10 protein-coding genes and 1 pseudogene are annotated in these 16526 nt (G+C 48.4%); 2 read left to right on the top strand and 9 right to left on the bottom strand.

Annotated elements, in window-relative coordinates; translation table 11 throughout:
• Window positions 1-13 precede the first annotated feature (13 nt).
• Together cruF and purQ are read right to left on the bottom strand one after the other, a co-directional pair.
• Window positions 14-907: a gamma-carotene 1'-hydroxylase CruF gene (cruF, locus tag AC1S5B_RS22930; RefSeq protein WP_482037986.1), complete on the bottom strand. Its 894-nt coding sequence runs from the start codon at window positions 905-907 to the stop codon at window positions 14-16.
• A gap of 101 nt (window positions 908-1008) precedes the next feature.
• Window positions 1009-1725, bottom strand: a complete 717-nt coding sequence (purQ, locus tag AC1S5B_RS22925) for a phosphoribosylformylglycinamidine synthase subunit PurQ (protein ID WP_482037985.1) — start codon at window positions 1723-1725, stop codon at window positions 1009-1011.
• A gap of 487 nt (window positions 1726-2212) precedes the next feature.
• Here purQ and AC1S5B_RS22920 point away from each other — a divergent pair.
• Window positions 2213-2389 (top strand): annotated as a pseudogene (locus AC1S5B_RS22920) (GTP-binding protein); the annotation flags it as partial.
• A gap of 94 nt (window positions 2390-2483) precedes the next feature.
• Here the strand turns inward: AC1S5B_RS22920 and AC1S5B_RS22915 are convergent.
• Window positions 2484-3011: a hypothetical protein gene (locus AC1S5B_RS22915; RefSeq protein ID WP_482037984.1), complete on the bottom strand. Its 528-nt coding sequence runs from the start codon at window positions 3009-3011 to the stop codon at window positions 2484-2486.
• Window positions 3012-3641: 630 nt separating this feature from the next.
• Here AC1S5B_RS22915 and bchI point away from each other — a divergent pair.
• Window positions 3642-4760 (top strand): magnesium chelatase ATPase subunit I, encoded by a 1119-nt coding sequence (gene bchI, locus AC1S5B_RS22910; RefSeq protein WP_482037983.1) that lies wholly within the window; start codon window positions 3642-3644, stop codon window positions 4758-4760.
• A 189-nt stretch (window positions 4761-4949) separates the two neighbouring features.
• On the opposite strand, the gene AC1S5B_RS22905 is transcribed toward bchI, so the two are convergent.
• The 6 genes from AC1S5B_RS22905 to AC1S5B_RS22880 form a co-directional block, all read right to left on the bottom strand.
• The gene (locus AC1S5B_RS22905) at window positions 4950-5561 is read right to left on the bottom strand and encodes a DUF4126 domain-containing protein (RefSeq protein ID WP_482037982.1); all 612 of its coding nucleotides are present in this window, start codon (window positions 5559-5561) and stop codon (window positions 4950-4952) included.
• A 75-nt stretch (window positions 5562-5636) separates the two neighbouring features.
• Complete coding sequence (gene msrB, locus AC1S5B_RS22900) at window positions 5637-6185, bottom strand: peptide-methionine (R)-S-oxide reductase MsrB (RefSeq protein ID WP_482037981.1); 549 nt, start codon at window positions 6183-6185, stop codon at window positions 5637-5639.
• 139 nt (window positions 6186-6324) lie between these two features.
• Window positions 6325-7368: a WD40 repeat domain-containing protein gene (locus AC1S5B_RS22895; RefSeq protein ID WP_482037980.1), complete on the bottom strand. Its 1044-nt coding sequence runs from the start codon at window positions 7366-7368 to the stop codon at window positions 6325-6327.
• Between the two features lie 162 nt (window positions 7369-7530).
• Window positions 7531-8844 carry a hybrid sensor histidine kinase/response regulator gene (locus AC1S5B_RS22890; protein ID WP_482037979.1) on the bottom strand — a complete coding sequence of 438 codons (1314 nt, stop codon included), beginning with the start codon at window positions 8842-8844 and terminating at the stop codon, window positions 7531-7533.
• Between the two features lie 61 nt (window positions 8845-8905).
• Entirely contained in the window at window positions 8906-12055 is a 3150-nt protein-coding gene (locus tag AC1S5B_RS22885) for a GAF domain-containing protein (RefSeq protein ID WP_482037978.1), read from the bottom strand.
• Between the two features lie 337 nt (window positions 12056-12392).
• Entirely contained in the window at window positions 12393-16466 is a 4074-nt protein-coding gene (locus tag AC1S5B_RS22880) for a hypothetical protein (RefSeq protein WP_482037977.1), read from the bottom strand.
• Window positions 16467-16526 lie beyond the last annotated feature (60 nt).

Raw genomic sequence — 16526 nt, 5'->3', positions numbered from 1 at the left:
AATGAACTATGGGTTAGAGGGGTTGGAATGGAGCAATTTCGGGTTCTCGAACGGTCGCTTCATCAACTCCAGCGCTCCACCATAGCGCGATCGCGGGCACCACACCCACAACCACACTGATCGCCGTTGGAATCCAAAACCGCACGTCTAATTGAGCGATCGTAATCAAGGCACCAAAGGCAAAGTTGACCAGATATATCACCAATGGGGTGAATAACTGACGGCGTTTGAGCGGCAAGGCTGGCGAGCGCCAAAACACGGTTGCCACGGTCATAAACACCAGCCCAGTGCCTAGCCAGCCTGTAATATTACGATAGGGCATTCCAAAAAACTCGCCCACGTCTTGAAATTCCCAAAACGGGTAAGCCGCTTGACTCATTGCCGGATCGAGAACAAAATCCCAGGCGGTTAAGAGAAGGGCACCGATTGCGATTCCGCCGATTTTTGCACTCCATCCATTCATTCCCTTCGCTTCTAACCCGCTGCGTGCCAACACATAGGTTGAAAAGCCCAGATAAAACCATGAGAGCGGAATGGTGAACGGCACCAAGCCTGCAATTTTGTAGCCTAAACCGCTGAGATAGCTATAGTGTCCAAAAGGGAAGCCAGTGCTAGTTCCCAATAGCTCACTGCCCAACGATAAAAAGACAGCCGGAAGCATAAATCCCAGTAAGTTTTGCCAGCCAAAAATTCGGTAAGCATACAGCGCGACAGCGACAGCGCCCAGCACAATGTAAACCACTCCGCCGTTTGCCATGGATAGCCCAAATAGCTGCTGACCCACAGAAGGTAGCTGGGCGATGAATTGAGGGTTTGGCAAAACCAGCAGTAACCCAGCTAAGCCAAATACTAAGGATAGAACGTGACCGATGAGGCAGACGCGCTCAGTGACAACCAGTTGCTTCATAGAAAATCCTTCAAACAGTGGGGCATCCAGAAGTGCCTGGTATACAGTTTACAAATGTTTAAGAACAAAATTGTAACGAAATATAAAAATAGAGAGGAAACTTAGCCTATCCTAATGGATGGACTGTCTGCCTCAAGCGCTGTCAGCAAGCCTTTAAATAGCTGAATTCCATCGGTTGCGCCTAAAACTGGATCGGCGGCTCGTTCAGGATGGGGCATCATGCCGAGGACATTCCCTTGAAGATTACAAATTCCAGCGATGTTTTGTAATGAGCCATTGGGATTATTTGCAGCATCCACTCTGCCATCGGCGGAGCAGTATCGAAACAAAATTTGGCGATGATCCTCTAAATCTTTGAGCGTGTCGGCATCGGCATAATAGCTACCTTCACCGTGGGCAATGGGCAGCGTAATCACTTCGCCGGATTGATAGTGACTTGTCCAAGGTAGATCGGTACGCTCAACCCTGAGGGGCACGCGATCGCAAATGAAGTGAAGATCCCGATTTTTCACCAGTGCGCCCGGTAGCAATTTCGCCTCCGTCAAAACTTGAAAGCCATTGCAAATTCCCAAGACATACTTACCCTGATCGGCATGGTCTACCACCGATCGCATCGCTGGAGAAAACCGGGCGATCGCCCCACAGCGCAAATAATCGCCATAGCTAAACCCCCCCGGAATGATAACCACATCCACATCAGATAAATCGCTATCTTCATGCCAGATCATCCGAGTGGGCTGCTGCAACAAGTCGCGAGTCACATAGGCAACATCGCGATCGCAATTTGACCCTGGAAATACAATGACTCCAAATTTCACTAACCACACCAGTATTGGGACAAGGACATAAATTCAAAAGTCGGCTTATTCTGGAGGCTATTTTATCCTTATTGTGCAGAATTATGCAGAGAAAATTAAAAAAATCAAATGTCAATTTAGTTATTAATTTAACTGATACGTCAGCGGATCAATGGGTTCATTTTGGTTCAAAAAATACCCTTGCTTATTTCCGCGTTCAAACCATTCCAAAAACTGAATCATCTTGAAATTGTGCCGCGATCGCAATTAATCCACTTCAAAAATCAAGGCAAATTAAAGCTCTAGTTTTAGACCGATTGAGCCTTATCTTTTAGCACAGGACTCAATAGTGTGAAGTGTGGAAGAAACGGTAATGAGAATACGTCATCTCGCCCTTTCCCATCACATGAGCCGCTCACAAAGCGTAAAATATTCATGTGTCATGATAATAATTGTCATTTTTATGTAGCAACTTACCTTAGCTTGATAGGTAACTTGAGGAATTGCGATGACCGCTACTCTTTTACCCACGACCATACTAAAAATTTCCAAACGAGTAATGCCTGTCACCATCATTACAGGTTTTCTAGGGAGCGGTAAAACTACGTGGCTCAACCATATTTTGAGCGATCACCAAAATCTAAAAGTTGCCGTTTTAGTCAATGAATTTGGCGATGTCAACATTGGTTGCTGTTGAGACATTTACTCCAGCACACTATTTCAGTGATGCTGCTGATTCGACATATCTCAGCAGCTACGGGTTCATATCGATGTCATTGTCAGAGCTTTTTTGCCTGTTGCTGATCTAGCTTGCAGACATTCAACAGACGCAAATCGTTTTTGCTCACTGCATCTAGCTTATGAAAACCTTCTAGCCCTAACTTTAAAGATGGATTGTCACTGCTGGCAACTGTTGAAGTGCGATCGATCGCAATCTCAAATGGGTTAGCACTGCGATCGTAGCTGTCCGTCACCATCAGTGCAAGTTGATCCGCCTTAAACTCACCTGCTGCACAATCGAAAGAGGAACTAGGCATGTAGAGGGCACCGACTACCTTTCCAGCTTTATTCTCAAAAACAAAATATCCTTTGCCCAGTTCATCGGGCTGAGTTGCTTGACCATATAAATAAACGCCGTCAGGTAGTGTAACGGTTGACACAGCAGCAGGTTGAGCGGCTGGCTTACTGTAAGCAGCCTGAGCTTCAAATGCAGCACTTAGAGCGACGGAGGTGCCTAGAAGCGTCATCCCAACGCGACCCACTAAGGCAAACCATTTAGAAACAGACACTTTTAGGGACTTTTGCATAACTTCCTCCATTCACCCAGGGAAAACATTTGGTTCAGTGCAGCGGATTTTATAGAGCCATCAGGCAATTTTGAAGGGATTATGCGATCGCCCCATAATTGCGCTGTGACTCAACTATACAGATCACTAAATCGGTAAGCTTCGTCCTTGTGGCTCATCTTTTGGAGGATACAAAGTATCTCAAAAGATTTCGTCAGACGGGAAAGCAGCGATCTGAAAGTGGTGGGGAGCGAAAGAATTTCGGCGTTGCTGATTTAAGAGATGAATTTCGTAGGGACGTTTTGCGAAGCGCCCCTACAGTAAGGGGCAACATTTTCAAATCATCCCCAGATTCAGCAACACCAGAATTTCTATAAATTCATCAAACCACTTCTAGCGAATGCTCAGTATTACATTTGGTGACAGTTAAGCTACTGGCTATATCTACAGATGAATTCGAGGAATTACGGAATTATTAACAACTTTTTTGGTAAATTCGTAAGTCAAGGAATATATTGCTTAAATAGCCAAATAGTTTGGAGTAAGGAATGGCTTGGTTGAAATGAGGACGTTGGATTGAGGCGTGGGTCTATGCCATATGGCACAATGGAAAGGAGTCTTTAAAAAAGCTTTTGTTTTTCAGGTAAGCCCGTGAGTCCCATCGCAAATCCAATTTCCGCTAATCCCGTCTTAACCGAAAATGGTCAGACTCTCCAAACTTCTGCGACTCGTCGCCGTCCAGTGTTCCCTTTTACTGCGATCGTCGGTCAGGAGGAAATGAAACTGGCATTGTTGCTGAATGTCATTGATCCCAAGATTGGCGGGGTGATGATTATGGGCGATCGCGGCACAGGCAAATCGACGACCATTCGCGCCCTTGCCGATCTCCTGCCAGAAATTGAAGTGGTTGCCGATGATCCATTCAATAGTCATCCTAGCGATCCCGAAATGATGGGCGACGAAGTGCGCCAAAAAATTGACCAAGGCATGGAGATTGCGATCGCTCTAAAAAATGTGCAGATGGTAGATTTGCCCCTTGGTGCAACAGAAGATCGGGTTTGCGGCACGATTGATATTGAAAAAGCATTGTCTGAGGGAGTCAAAGCTTTTGAGCCAGGACTTCTAGCAAAAGCCAATCGTGGCATCCTCTATGTAGATGAAGTGAACCTACTGGATGATCATTTGGTAGACGTGCTGCTGGATTCTGCCGCCTCTGGCTGGAACACGGTAGAGCGAGAAGGGATTTCTATTCGGCATCCAGCGCGGTTTGTCCTTGTTGGATCGGGCAACCCTGAAGAAGGCGAACTGCGTCCCCAACTGCTCGATCGCTTTGGGATGCACGCCGAAATTCGCACGGTTAAAGAACCTGCCCTGCGCGTGCAGATTGTGGAACAGCGCACCGACTTTGACCAAAACCCCCAGGAATTCTTAGATCAAAGCCAGTCCGAACAAGATGCGTTACGCCAAAAGTTGGTGGATGCTCAAACTCGACTGAAAAAAATTGCGATTGACCACGATTTACGAGTCAAAATCTCTCAGGTTTGTTCAGATTTGGATGTGGACGGGTTGCGGGGTGATATTGTCACCAATCGGGCTGCGAAAGCGATCGCGGCTTTGGAAGGACGCACTGAAGTTACCATTGATGATATTCGCCGTGTGGTGACTCTTTGCCTGCGTCATCGCCTGCGAAAAGACCCTTTAGAATCGATCGATTCTGGCTATAAAGTAGAAAAAGCCTTTAATCAAGTGTTTGGCGAGGACGCAGCTTAACCGTTTATTAAATACTGACGGACTCACCTTCCTCAAGGGGCGGTGAGTCCGTCAGTATTCCTTGATTTCATGTCATTCCGCACAACTTTTTCAACCACGATTTACTGAAAGAGCGGCGCAAAAAACGCGATCGCCCGATCCTGAGTTTGAGCCTGTAATGCCTTCAAAATTCGTAGCTAGCAAAACAGATTAAGAAACTGGAGTCGTTGAGTCTAGTAGCCGTGATCGCAAGTTGAGGAGAAACTTACAGACCTCATATAAGGCGAACCCAAGAATTCCAATGACTAAAACACCTGCTACTAGCGGTAAAGTCAGGGCAAGTAAAGTGAGGGCGATCGCCACAACCAGTTCAATCGTCGCCAAAATAGGGTTGGTGATGCCACCCGACATGGCAGTCGATGTGCCGCGCAGCAGATTCATCAATCCCTTGGTCAGTGCTGCTGTGCCCCCACCCGCAATGATTGCTAAAGTCCACTGCAAAACCGGATTCAAATCGGAGGACGTATGACCTACGATAACTGTCCCCAACAGGATTGCAAGGGGAGTCGCAATAAAATCCAGCGCGTGGTCAAACCAGGGAATGTAATAGCCGCCAATTTCTAGCACACAGGCAAGGGCTAGCACAATTAAGGCAGGCGAGGTTTCCATCCAATCAAATTGGGTTGGCAAATTAATATGCCCCACCACCGCAGCAAGGCTCAATATCAAAAACGGCACAAATACTCGAAACCCTACCGCTGCACTAAGGCTGATTCCCAGTAGCAGTTCGATAAACGTATCCACGCTGATGACGTGATCCACATGCCTCTCCCATTCAAACCCATCAACCTTTTCAATATAGCGATCTGGTTAGTTACATCGGCAATAAATGATTCTTTAGACTGAGGCTGGGCTAAAAACCAAAGCGACTCCATTCATACAATAGCGATCGCCCGTTGGGGCAGGACCATCATCAAACACATGCCCCAAATGCCCACCGCAGCGCCGACAATGAACCTCAACTCGCGTCATCAAAAAAGCGGTATCGGTGGTGGTTCCGATGGCATTGGCGATCGGGGCATAAAAGCTGGGCCAGCCCGTCCCGCTATCAAACTTTGTTTCTGATTTGAATAGTGGTAGCTGACAGCCAGCACAGGCAAAGACTCCTGGACGATGCTCTTGCTCCAGGGGACTCGTACCAGCCCGTTCGGTGCCCTGTTGCCGCAAAACATAGAATTGTTCCGAGGTCAAAATCTTGCGCCATTCCGCCTCAGTTTTCGTAATCTCAAACGTACTGTTTAGCGCTTTAGGCTTTGCCGATGCCGTGGATTGTGATCCAATCAAAGAGCGTGAAAACCAAGCTGTGCCTAGGAAAGCAGCGCCTGCTCCTATAAAATATCGTTTTTTCATACTGTTGGGTTCTTCCGTCCTGGGTTCATGAGTCATGAGGATCTATGCCTAAAAGGTATACGGATTAAACAAGCCAAGTGGTTTTGAGTTTTGTAAGTCCTGCGGACTAGCTTTGCCAACGCGTAGCGTTGACCTAGGAGATATTTTGGGTTTTGAGTGTGCTATTTGTCATTTGCTATTCGCCTTGCGTCGGCTGCCACAGACGGATGCCATCGCTGCTACCGCCGATAATGGTGCGTTGATCAGCTCCAAATTTTACAAACATGCCGCTGTATTCTGACCCGCGTAAGGTGCCTAAAAATCCGGGAGGGCGAACCCGCCACAGATTAATCGTACCGCCGTAGGTTGTGGCAAACAGAGCACGATCGCCGCTAACCGCCACATCCGTTCCCACCGAATCGATCGCCCGAATAAATCGCCCTGATTCCACATTCCACAGTTTAATGCCGCCTTGCCCTTTCACTCCATCACTGCCCGTAATCAAAATTTGTCGATCAACAAAGCTGAGAGCATTGAGTTCACCCGAATCAAAAGTATACCGTTTGGTTCCGGTCGCCAAATCCCAGAGTGTGGTGTCCTGTGCGCCTGCTGCCAGCGATCGCCCATCCAAGCTAAAAGCAAGATCATTCACCAAGCCTGCATCCAGCGTATACAGCAGTTGCCCGGTTGCCACCTCCCACACTTGAATCCCATCGGGACTGGTTGCCCCATCCGCCCAGTGGCTCAAACGACTACCACTAGCTAAACGACTACCATCCGGACTAAAGGCTAAACGGGTGACTCTGCCTGAATTAAAGCTAGCTAACAACCTTCCGTTAGCTACAGTCCAGAGCTTAATAGTTTGATCAAGACTGCTGCTAGCAAGCAGAGTGTTATCAGGACTAAAGGCAAGGTCGGTGATCCAATCCGTATGTCCGGTCAGAGTATTTTTTAACATGACCGTGGGCAGTGACCAAATTTGAATCGTGTTGCTATTGCTATTCGCAAACAATTGTCCGTCTGTAGTGGCAGCTAGGGCAGTAACCGCTTGACTGGTAAGAGGTTTAGGTAAGCCGTAACAGACAGGCAAAGGCGTTTGGGGCGGCAAGCAAACCGAGTCAGCAGTTCGCAGGGCGATCGCGTTTTTCACTAAGCTGTGGCTAACAATCACTAGCGCAACGAGCAACGCCGCTGCGCTACTCAATCCCAAAAATTGCCAAAATCTTCGTTGCTGGCTCATTTCATTTCCCTGATTAGCCCAACTGGATTAATCACTATCACCCAGGTAATTCATACTCAGTGGGGAGGACTTAAACCGTTTACAACCCATACATTAGATACATAGACAGTTGCTCAAGTGCAACGAACCCGGCGGGGGGCTGCCGGGTTTTTTCCTGTGGGTCTACTCTTCGTTTGAGTCGCTATCTGTGAGGATTGTAGGAATTTCAATCATAAATTCTGTTAAGCCGTCATTCGCACAGTAGCTCAAATTTCCTTTATGTCTTTCAACGATAATTTGGTAACTAGTGGCAAGTCCTAAACCAATTCCCTGCCCAACTGGTTTTGTCGTAAAAAATGGTTCAAATAGATGGTTCTCTGCTTCATTGGAAATTCCGATCCCATTATCTTTGATGCGGATTACGGTTTGTTTTAGAGTATTTGTTTGGGTTGTTATTTGAATGATTGGATTTTCTGAAACTGAATTGGAATGACTAAATTTTTGCTGTAAGGCATCGATCGCATTGGTTAAAATGTTCAAAAATACTTGATTCAACTCGCTCGAATGGCAAGTTACTGAGGGCAAATCACCATAATCTTTAATGATTTTTATCTCTGGCATTGTAGATTTTTCAGCAAAGCGATGATGCAGTAATAGTAAGGTACTGTCAATGCACTCGTGAATATCGGTCGGTTTAATATGTGATTCTCCCAATCGAGAAAAGATGCGTAGTGCCAACACAATTGAACCAATGCGATCGACTCCTGTTCGCATTGATCTCATCATATTTTGCAAATCAGTTACCAAGAAATCTAGCTCAGCTTCTTCCAGCAATGTTTGAATAGCTGGACTAGGTTCTGGGTATTCTGTTTGATAAGCATCAATTAATTTAAGCAATGTTTGAATAGAGTCTTGAGCCGGTTTAAGATTGCCTGCAATGAAGCTCACAGGGTTATTAATTTCGTGACAAACGCCAGCAACAAGTTGTCCTAACCCTGACAGTTTTTCCTTACGAAGAAGTTGAGCTTGCATTTGCTTTAAGCTGACTAACGCCTTTTCAAGTTGAGTATTTTTAAGATGCAGTTGAGATTGCAATACTCGAATGTGTAAATGGGTTTGAATCCGCAACAATACTTCTTCAAACTGAAAGGGTTTTGAAATAAAGTCAACACCTCCAACCTGAAATGCTTTCACCTTATCTACTACGTCATTTAATGCACTAAGAAAAATAATAGGAACGGGCGCAGTTGTTTGATTTTGTTTAAGTAGTTCGCAAGTTTCATAGCCATTCATATGAGGCATATTAATGTCTAATAGAATCAAATCGGGAGTTGCAGCTTGAGCAGCCGTCAACGCCATTTTGCCAGTTAAAGCTTTCCGAACCTGATAGCCTTGTTCTATGAGTAAGGTAGATAGAAATCGGATGTTTTCTGGAGTATCGTCAACAATCAAAATATCAAAATTATGAGATTCGACTAAGTTTTTGTTAGAGTCCATAGCTTACTTTTAATGCCCTGAGGGCTGTATTGATAGTTCACAAATTAGGTTGCAAATATAACTAAGAAAGGTCTGACTGCTCGTTCAACACCGCTTCAGGAGCTTGAAGCAGCGACAATATTTGATCAAAATCAAAGTTTTCAGATAATTCTGCGATCGCCGCTTTCAGTCCAAGCTGATCCGTAGGAAGATCCTCTAACAGCTTAGGAATTCCTGTATCATTGCCTTCCAAAGCTGAGCGTTTCAGTTTCATTCTCCAAGCTTCTGGCATCTGAGCAAGTCCCGCTTGGAGACTGGTTTTAGATAGCTGGGTATTCTCTCCGCTTTGCTGTGCGCGTGGGTCGTCTGCGATCGCCTCATACAAGTACTGCACCCCTAAATGGTGACCGATTTTTTCAAAGAGTTCTTGCTGTTCAAAAGGTTTACGAATGAAGTCATTGCAGCCAACAGCAAAAAAGGTTTGGCGTTGGTCGGCAAAGGCGCTGGCAGTCAGGGCAATCACCACCGTGTTTTTCCCCTGAGGATCGGCTTTAATCAGGCGGGTTGCTTCTAAGCCATCCAAGATGGGCATTCGCAGATCCATCAAAATTAAATTGGGTTGCCACTCTCGCCAAATCGCGATCGCCTCTTCTCCATTCACCGCTTCCCGTAACTCAAACCCCTCTATATTTAACATTTTTGATAGCAACAACCGATTGGTAACATTATCTTCAGCAATGAGGATGCGGTAGATAGTTTGGTTCGTCCCTAACCCTTTGATCATCCGGTGAGTGGATGTGCGTAGTGGCATCGAGTCTAGTTCAACAGAGCTTATTTGGATGTTAAAACTAAAGGTGCTGCCTTGTCCGGGCTGGCTAACAACCGTAATGTCTCCTCCCATAAGCTGCACAAATTTTTGGCTAATCGACAAGCCTAATCCGGTGCCCTCGGTAGAAAGCGTTCCGGTATTAGTCTGTTCAAATGGCTTAAAAAGCTTGTGGATTTCATCCGCAGCAATACCCGCTCCAGTATCTTCCACTTCAAAATGGAGCGACAGACCGTGAACCGGAGTGTCTGAGATCGCGGCACAGTTTTCTGGATCGATAAAACTGGTTCTCACATGAATACTGCCGCGGTTGGTAAATTTAACCGCATTACTTAATAAATTGAGCAAAACTTGGCGCAGTTTATTTTCATCAGCAATCACCTGTTGGGGCAATACTTCTGAGCGTTCAAATACTAGTTGCAATCCTTTTGCTTTTGCTCTTAGCCGGAACATCTCTTCCAAACTTTCTAACAGAGCATGTAAGTCAAAACTGTTGTTATTCAGAAGGATGCGTCCTGCTTCAATCTTAGACATTTCAAGCACATCGTTGATCAACTTGAGCAGATGTCCACCGCTGCGGTTGATAATGCTGACATATTCTTGATGGGTAGAAAGCAAAGAGCGATCGCGCGCCATTAGCTGAGTGAACCCCAAAATAGCGTTGAGTGGGGTACGGAGTTCATGGCTCATGTTTGCCAAAAACTCACTTTTGGCGCGATTGGCTGCATCCGCTTGATTTTTTGCAGATTGAAGTTCAGTTGCTTGCTGCTGAGTTTGGCTAAACAACTCAGATTGTTGAACTGCAACCCCTAGCTGAGTACCTACTTGGGCGGCGATTTGAATTTCAGACTCTCGCCATTTGCGGGGGTGTCCATTTTGGTAGCTTGCGAGCAATCCCCAAAGCTGGTTGCCGCAAAAAATTGGGACGGTGATATAGGAGCGAGCTTGTAAAGATGCCAATAGGTCTAAATAACAGTCATTAAATCCAGCAGTATACACATCTTCAATGCAGCAGTAGTTAGACTTATCGCGATAAAGTCCGCCTTCCTGAGTTTGTAAGTAGGTATCACGAATCAGAATTTCAGAGCCATCATCCATCCGTTTGATCACACAATCGGCTTTGTCTGTGGAAATCTTGGCTAAGGTTGGATTATTCACATCCATTGGCACAATTCTATTCCAGCCTTCTGCGACAGATTCTGCCGCCACAATGCCACTCCAATCGGGGTTGAAGCGATAAATTAGGGTGCGATCGCACTGAAGGGCTTGGCGCAGTTCTGCCGTAGTCGCACTAAAAATAACGTCTAAATCTAAACTTTGGCGCATTCTCAGAATTACTTTTGTGGTGGCGCGCTCCCGATCTGCCATATGGCGCAGGGTTGCTTCTGCAATTGCCCGCTCTTCTATTTCTGCTGCCAGATCCCCGTTTATCTGCACTAATTCTGTCGTGCGCTGTTGCACTCGACCTTCTAACTCTTCATATGCTTGACTTTTTGCTTCTTCCGCCCGCTTTCTTCCCAATTCTGCTGCTGCCCGTGCTGCAAACACTTGCATTAGGGTAATGCGGGTTTCATCCGGCAGCAATGGCTCTGTATGCAAAACGCACAGAGTGCCAAGAGCCGTTTGATCCTTATCTAGCAGCGGCACCCCCAGATAGCTGACTGCCCCCATTTGCACTAACGCTTCAGCCTGAGGAAATAGAGCTTGTAAATCATCTAAAAACTGGCAAGTTTGCTTTCCTTGAACCACTGAGTCGCAGGGAGTATTTGGCAAGCAATATTCGATGTTTTCTGCCAAATGCTCACCTGACCAAAAGGCTAGAGTGCGAAACCTAGGGGGATCTTCCAGAGCTTCTGATACCAAAACATAGGTTGTGCCCAAAGCCTCCGCTAGGTTTTGCACCAGAGCAGTAAAAAACTCCCCGCCCGTCACAGCAGCCGTACCCGTGACAATTTGCCGCAGTACGGTTTCGGTGCGCTGCCGTTCAACAATTTGCTTCTCTAATTCTTGGTTCACCGCTTCTAGCTGAGTCGGAGTTTTTAAGGCGAGAAATTGAGGCAGCAGTTCCATCAGTTGAAGGGCAGTGTAGACGGAAATGAGCGCGGTGAATGCCCGTTCTAAGCCAGAGATCCAATAGATGGGATACCAAAGAGTGATAATATCCAGCAAGTGCCCCACGCCACACAGGATAATAAATGCGCCAAACATCACAAACACTTTGGAAAAGGGGATGTCGTTGCGCTTGCTGACGAAGTAGATCAGCATGGCTGGAATGGAAAAGTAGGCGATCGCGATTAGGGCATCGCTGATCACATACAGCCCCACTAGCGGAGTGTGCCAAAGATAGCACTGCCCATGAGGCATATACATATCTGGAGAGAATAGATTTTGAAGCGGTTCCACCATTACTTTGCTCTATTAGAACTTGCATCAACCCATGACCTGCTTAACGCGATGTGTGTAGCTAGAACTAATCGCCCCTCTCGCTCACTAAATTTATTGTTGATAAAGCACCCATTCGTTAACCCGTCATCTTCGCTTTTCACAAGAGTCTGACTCCTGTCCGCCTGGATTATTAGGGTTCCCTCATTTTCTCGTAACGTCAACTTAGCCGAAACGTTTCTGAATCTATCGGTAGATCGGACTTTTTACCGCTTTCTTAATTGATTGTATCTAAATGTAAAGGAGAAAACTTCAGTGGATGAGTTGTAGGTCTCATCCACTCAGCCATCATATGAAACGGCTATTCCCAATCTTCGAGTTCCACAATCCAGCGTTGCAGCAGGCTGTTGACCTGACTACGACGGGCTTCAAAGGTTGCGGCAATCCAGATTAACAATAACCCGACGGCGATGCCGATCGCCCATAGCACTAGGGAATAATCACTGATAAATCGCCATACTTGCCACAACACTTGCAATATGAAAGTGGCAGTGCCCACATACAGCAACGCTCGAATTCTGAGCAGCACTCCCGCAAAAATGAATGCTAAATCGATCGCGATCGCGCCCAAGCCAACGACGAGGGGAAGTATGCCAGCAATACCGATTTGGGCTTGGTAAAACGCAGTTAGGCTGATGATTCCCGTGGCAAGGCAGCGTAACCAATGGCGTGTTTCCCGATTGTTGGGCGATCGCAACCCTGGATCAACCTGCACGACGTATAGCAACGAAGCCCCAACCACCGCAGCAGCCCACAGCGGTTCCAAGGCTCCCCGTTCCTGCACCATTCGCACGATTGCCCAATCGACCAGCAGCACGCTGATATAACTCAAGCGCACAAGTCGTTCTGCACTGGATAGCCAACCATAAAATGCCGCCACAATCAGCAGGCTTTGAATATTGCTGCCCCACCCCGTCAGCAAAATCGTGATGCTAGGGAGCGCGATCGCTGCCCGTCGCCATGGTTGCCAATCCCAGCCCCACCGCTCCCAGGGTGCAAAGTAGAGAAAAACTGAAATGATCGCCGCGATCGCCCCCGCCCACTCAATCAACACCGCATCCGGCAGCCAGCGGTGCAGCCAGTAGGCTTTAGCCAGCAACCCTTGGGCAATTCCGGCGTAGATCCATAAAGCAGGGGCGAGGGGTGAGGAGCGAGGGGCGAGTTCGGCGTTCTCTCTGCCCCCTACCCCCTGTTCTCTGGTTCGTCCTATCGCCAGCGCATAAGTGGCGGCTGTGGCGATCGCGGCTGTCCATAGCCATTCGCCAGTGGCGCTTAAGCTGAAGAATAGAACGGTAATTAGCAAAATTGAGCCTAAACCCCAGTGGGCATGGGCGATCGCCTGCCATAGCCATTTCGGAACTCGTAGGTAGGGAATCAGCCAGCGTTGCAGCGCATAATAGGCGATCGCCAAGCCTATGGCTAACCCTGCCAATAGCGTTACGCCATCCCCTGGGTTACCTCCTGTGGGCTGCAACAGTTGATAGAACAGCAGTTCATAAGCGGCAATGGACACTCCACCCAAGGATAATAACGTCAGCGATCGCAATTCCGGTTGACGGCGACCCACCCCCAGACCCACAAGCGCCGCTGAAAAGGTATACCAGCCTGTGGTAGCTGTAAACAGCCGATGCTGAATCACCACTCCCAACAGCGCGTAAAAAATGGGAATCAGATGAAAAGAAACGAGAGGCAGCGTTAATTCTAGTGCCTTCGCTTCTGACCCCTGACCCCTGACCCCTCGCCTCTGCCTTGCCATCCACCAATCGCCGCCTAGCTGAGTGGCTAAGCCAAGGGCAAGATTGGCAATTCCTAGCGTGTCGAGCGATCGTCCTGTGAGGGCAATGCTGCTGATAAGCAAGAGTTCCACGCTCCAAGCGATCGCGTAGAAACCGAGGTTACTGACTCCTTGCCATAGCCGAAAACCGATCGCGATCATCAGAATGGTGGACGCGATCGAGTCGTTTACAGTAGGTTGATCAAACTGGAAATAAACAATCATCTGGCTGAGGGTCAGCACAACCAGCGTGAACAGCGTGAGTCCTGTTGCCCAGCCATCGGCGGCTTGTTGATAGAGATCTGTGAGGCGATTGGGTGAGTGATTGAGCAGCCTACTCCGCAGCAGCCAGAGCAGCAACACCGCGATCGCCCAAACAATGCTTGCAAAGCCAATGGTGCGATTACTGGTAAAAATTTCCCAAGCAGCAACGGCAGAAAATCCTAGTCCAAAACCAACGGTTAACACGGCTGCGACCAAATGGCGCACTCGGCGAGTATTGAGCAACATCAGCCCCGATGCCATTCCTAAACCCGTTAATCGTCCGGCGATCGTGGGGAACAGGAGCGGTTGCACCAGCACCAGGGCAATACTGCTGAACCAACTGGCGGTATACCCATAGAAAAATCGTCGTTGGCTGCCCAATAGCGTCAGCATCAGGGGCACAGTCAGCCACATACCGCCCCAGTTAAGCGCCCGCTCCTGCAACAGATTGAGGCTCAATAGCGCATAGCTAGAAACGGCTAAACCGAGTCCAAAATACCAAGCGCTCACCTGCCAGGATGACGGCGGAGGCGGAGATTCGGCAGATTGAACGGTGCCTTCGGACGAAGGATTGCTGCGATCGCCGCGATCGCCCATCCAACCCAAGCTAATGCTCCATTCAATGATCATGCCAATCAACAAGATGCCTGCCCAAATCGTCGTAGATAGAGTGGGAAAGCCCCAATCAATGCCAGAGGCGATCGCGGCTAAAATGATGCTATGAGTCAGATAAATCAGCGGGGGTGAAGGCTGAACTCGTTTAGTGGTGATGAAAATTAGCGTGATGGCTGACAGCAGCAAATTGAGCGATCGCACCCAGACATTATCCAGGCTAATCGCAGTCAGGGCACTACCCAACCCCAGCGCTAAAAATTCGGCATATTGGGCTAGCTCAGGGCGCTGCCACTGTCTCAGGCGAAACGCCAAACCAACCGTGAGCAGCACATAGGGAAACAAGCCCAGCCCTATAAAAGCAAACGGTGTCCCCTCTGCTCCGGCAAACTGGGTCGCAAATTCTAGGATGGCAATCTGAATTGCAGCGGGAACCCCTTGCCATCCCAACCACCAGGCTTGTAACCCCACTAAGAAGCCAATGACCAAATCAATCGGTGAGCCGAGCCGATGCAGGCGATCGCCCAATAGCCACAGCGCCAACCCACTCACGGCGATCGCCTGCATCGGGGGAATCACCCTCACCGCCACTAGCCATCCCAGCAGTAGCAACCCCGCCCCCGCCCTGATCCAGCCCGCACGGGCTGAGTTTTGACGCGCCAACCAACACAGCACCCAGCCACAGATGCCCAGCGCCAACCCCAGTTGATTAATTGGCACCTGAACCATGAGTGCCGCCCGACCCATTAAAATCAGCGCAAACGCCGCCACCGCGATCGCGCTCAGCGCAGGAGACATCAGTGGTTGTTGATTAGATGGCAGTGCGATCGCCTCAACTCCCTCTATTTCTCGATTCCCTGACCCTTGACCCCTGACTCCTCTATCATTCACTACTAACGCTGCCGCCGCTCCAATCGTTCCCCCATACACCGCCCCTAAAGGCACCCCTTGCCACCCCCAACCCCAATGCAGCCAACTGAGCGCGATCGCAGTCAGCAGCATCAGCCGAGAATGATCGGGTTTTAGCAGCAAAATCAAGATGCCAGTCAACAGCAAGGACGCGATCGCTGCCAGCCCCAGTCCAGCGGCACTTTGCCCCAACCTGAACCCATCCATCATCCAAAAGTTGACCGGAATGATCAGCAGCGTCGCAAGGTTCAACATGCGGCTGGTCAACTGCAAAGATGCCTGTTTCCCCGTCCACCAGCCCACTCCCCAAAAGACCAGCGTGTAGCCCAATAAAATACTGTATTGCCCTAGGGCTGAAAAGTTGCGCCATTGGGTGGCTGCCAACACACCCGACGACACCACCACCAAAAACACACCCAAAAACAGCAGCCACAAGACACTGAGTTCTGCCATAAAAGACTGCAACAGTCGAGCGGCAACTGTGGGACGGCGCACAGGCGCAAGTCTTTCCGGTGGGACTACAGCACTCACGCGATCGCGCTGCCCTGACTGAGCCGTAGCCCCAACCGGAAGAAAATCGTCGCTCACTTTTATCGGCAAAATTAACGGGTTTAGTTCTGGGGATGTTTCCGGGTCTGCTGCGATCGCTGAAGCCTGTGGCACTGGGCAGACCAGTTGTTCTGCACAAATTCGCCGTACCAGCACATCGGAAATCAATCCCAGTTGCAGCCAGTTGTCCAGCCCTTCCAGAAGAGACGGGTGGGCAGAACGGATGACTAGCTCAAGCGTAAATTGGCGATCGCCAGGAGAAGCCATAGGAGAAAAAATATAGCTTTCCCCTATCATCGCGCCTGTTTTGACGAATCGCTCAAATCT

The sequence above is a fragment of the Leptolyngbya sp. CALU 1928 genome (genome assembly GCF_056784215.1).
The sequence above is the reverse complement of the archived record's forward strand: the minus strand, read 5'-3'. Positions and strand labels throughout refer to the sequence as shown.

Excerpts from the sequence above, each read along its gene's own strand:
- cruF (WP_482037986.1), bottom strand. The coding sequence starts at position 907 with ATGAAGCAACTGGTTGTCACTGAGCGCGTCTGCCTCATCGGTCACGTT.
- AC1S5B_RS22915 (WP_482037984.1), bottom strand. The coding sequence starts at position 3,011 with ATGCAAAAGTCCCTAAAAGTGTCTGTTTCTAAATGGTTTGCCTTAGTG.
- msrB (WP_482037981.1), bottom strand. The coding sequence starts at position 6,185 with ATGACTCATGAACCCAGGACGGAAGAACCCAACAGTATGAAAAAACGA.
- AC1S5B_RS22895 (WP_482037980.1), bottom strand. The coding sequence starts at position 7,368 with ATGAGCCAGCAACGAAGATTTTGGCAATTTTTGGGATTGAGTAGCGCA.
- AC1S5B_RS22890 (WP_482037979.1), bottom strand. The coding sequence starts at position 8,844 with ATGGACTCTAACAAAAACTTAGTCGAATCTCATAATTTTGATATTTTG.
- AC1S5B_RS22885 (WP_482037978.1), bottom strand. The coding sequence starts at position 12,055 with ATGGTGGAACCGCTTCAAAATCTATTCTCTCCAGATATGTATATGCCT.
- AC1S5B_RS22880 (WP_482037977.1), bottom strand. The coding sequence starts at position 16,466 with ATGGCTTCTCCTGGCGATCGCCAATTTACGCTTGAGCTAGTCATCCGT.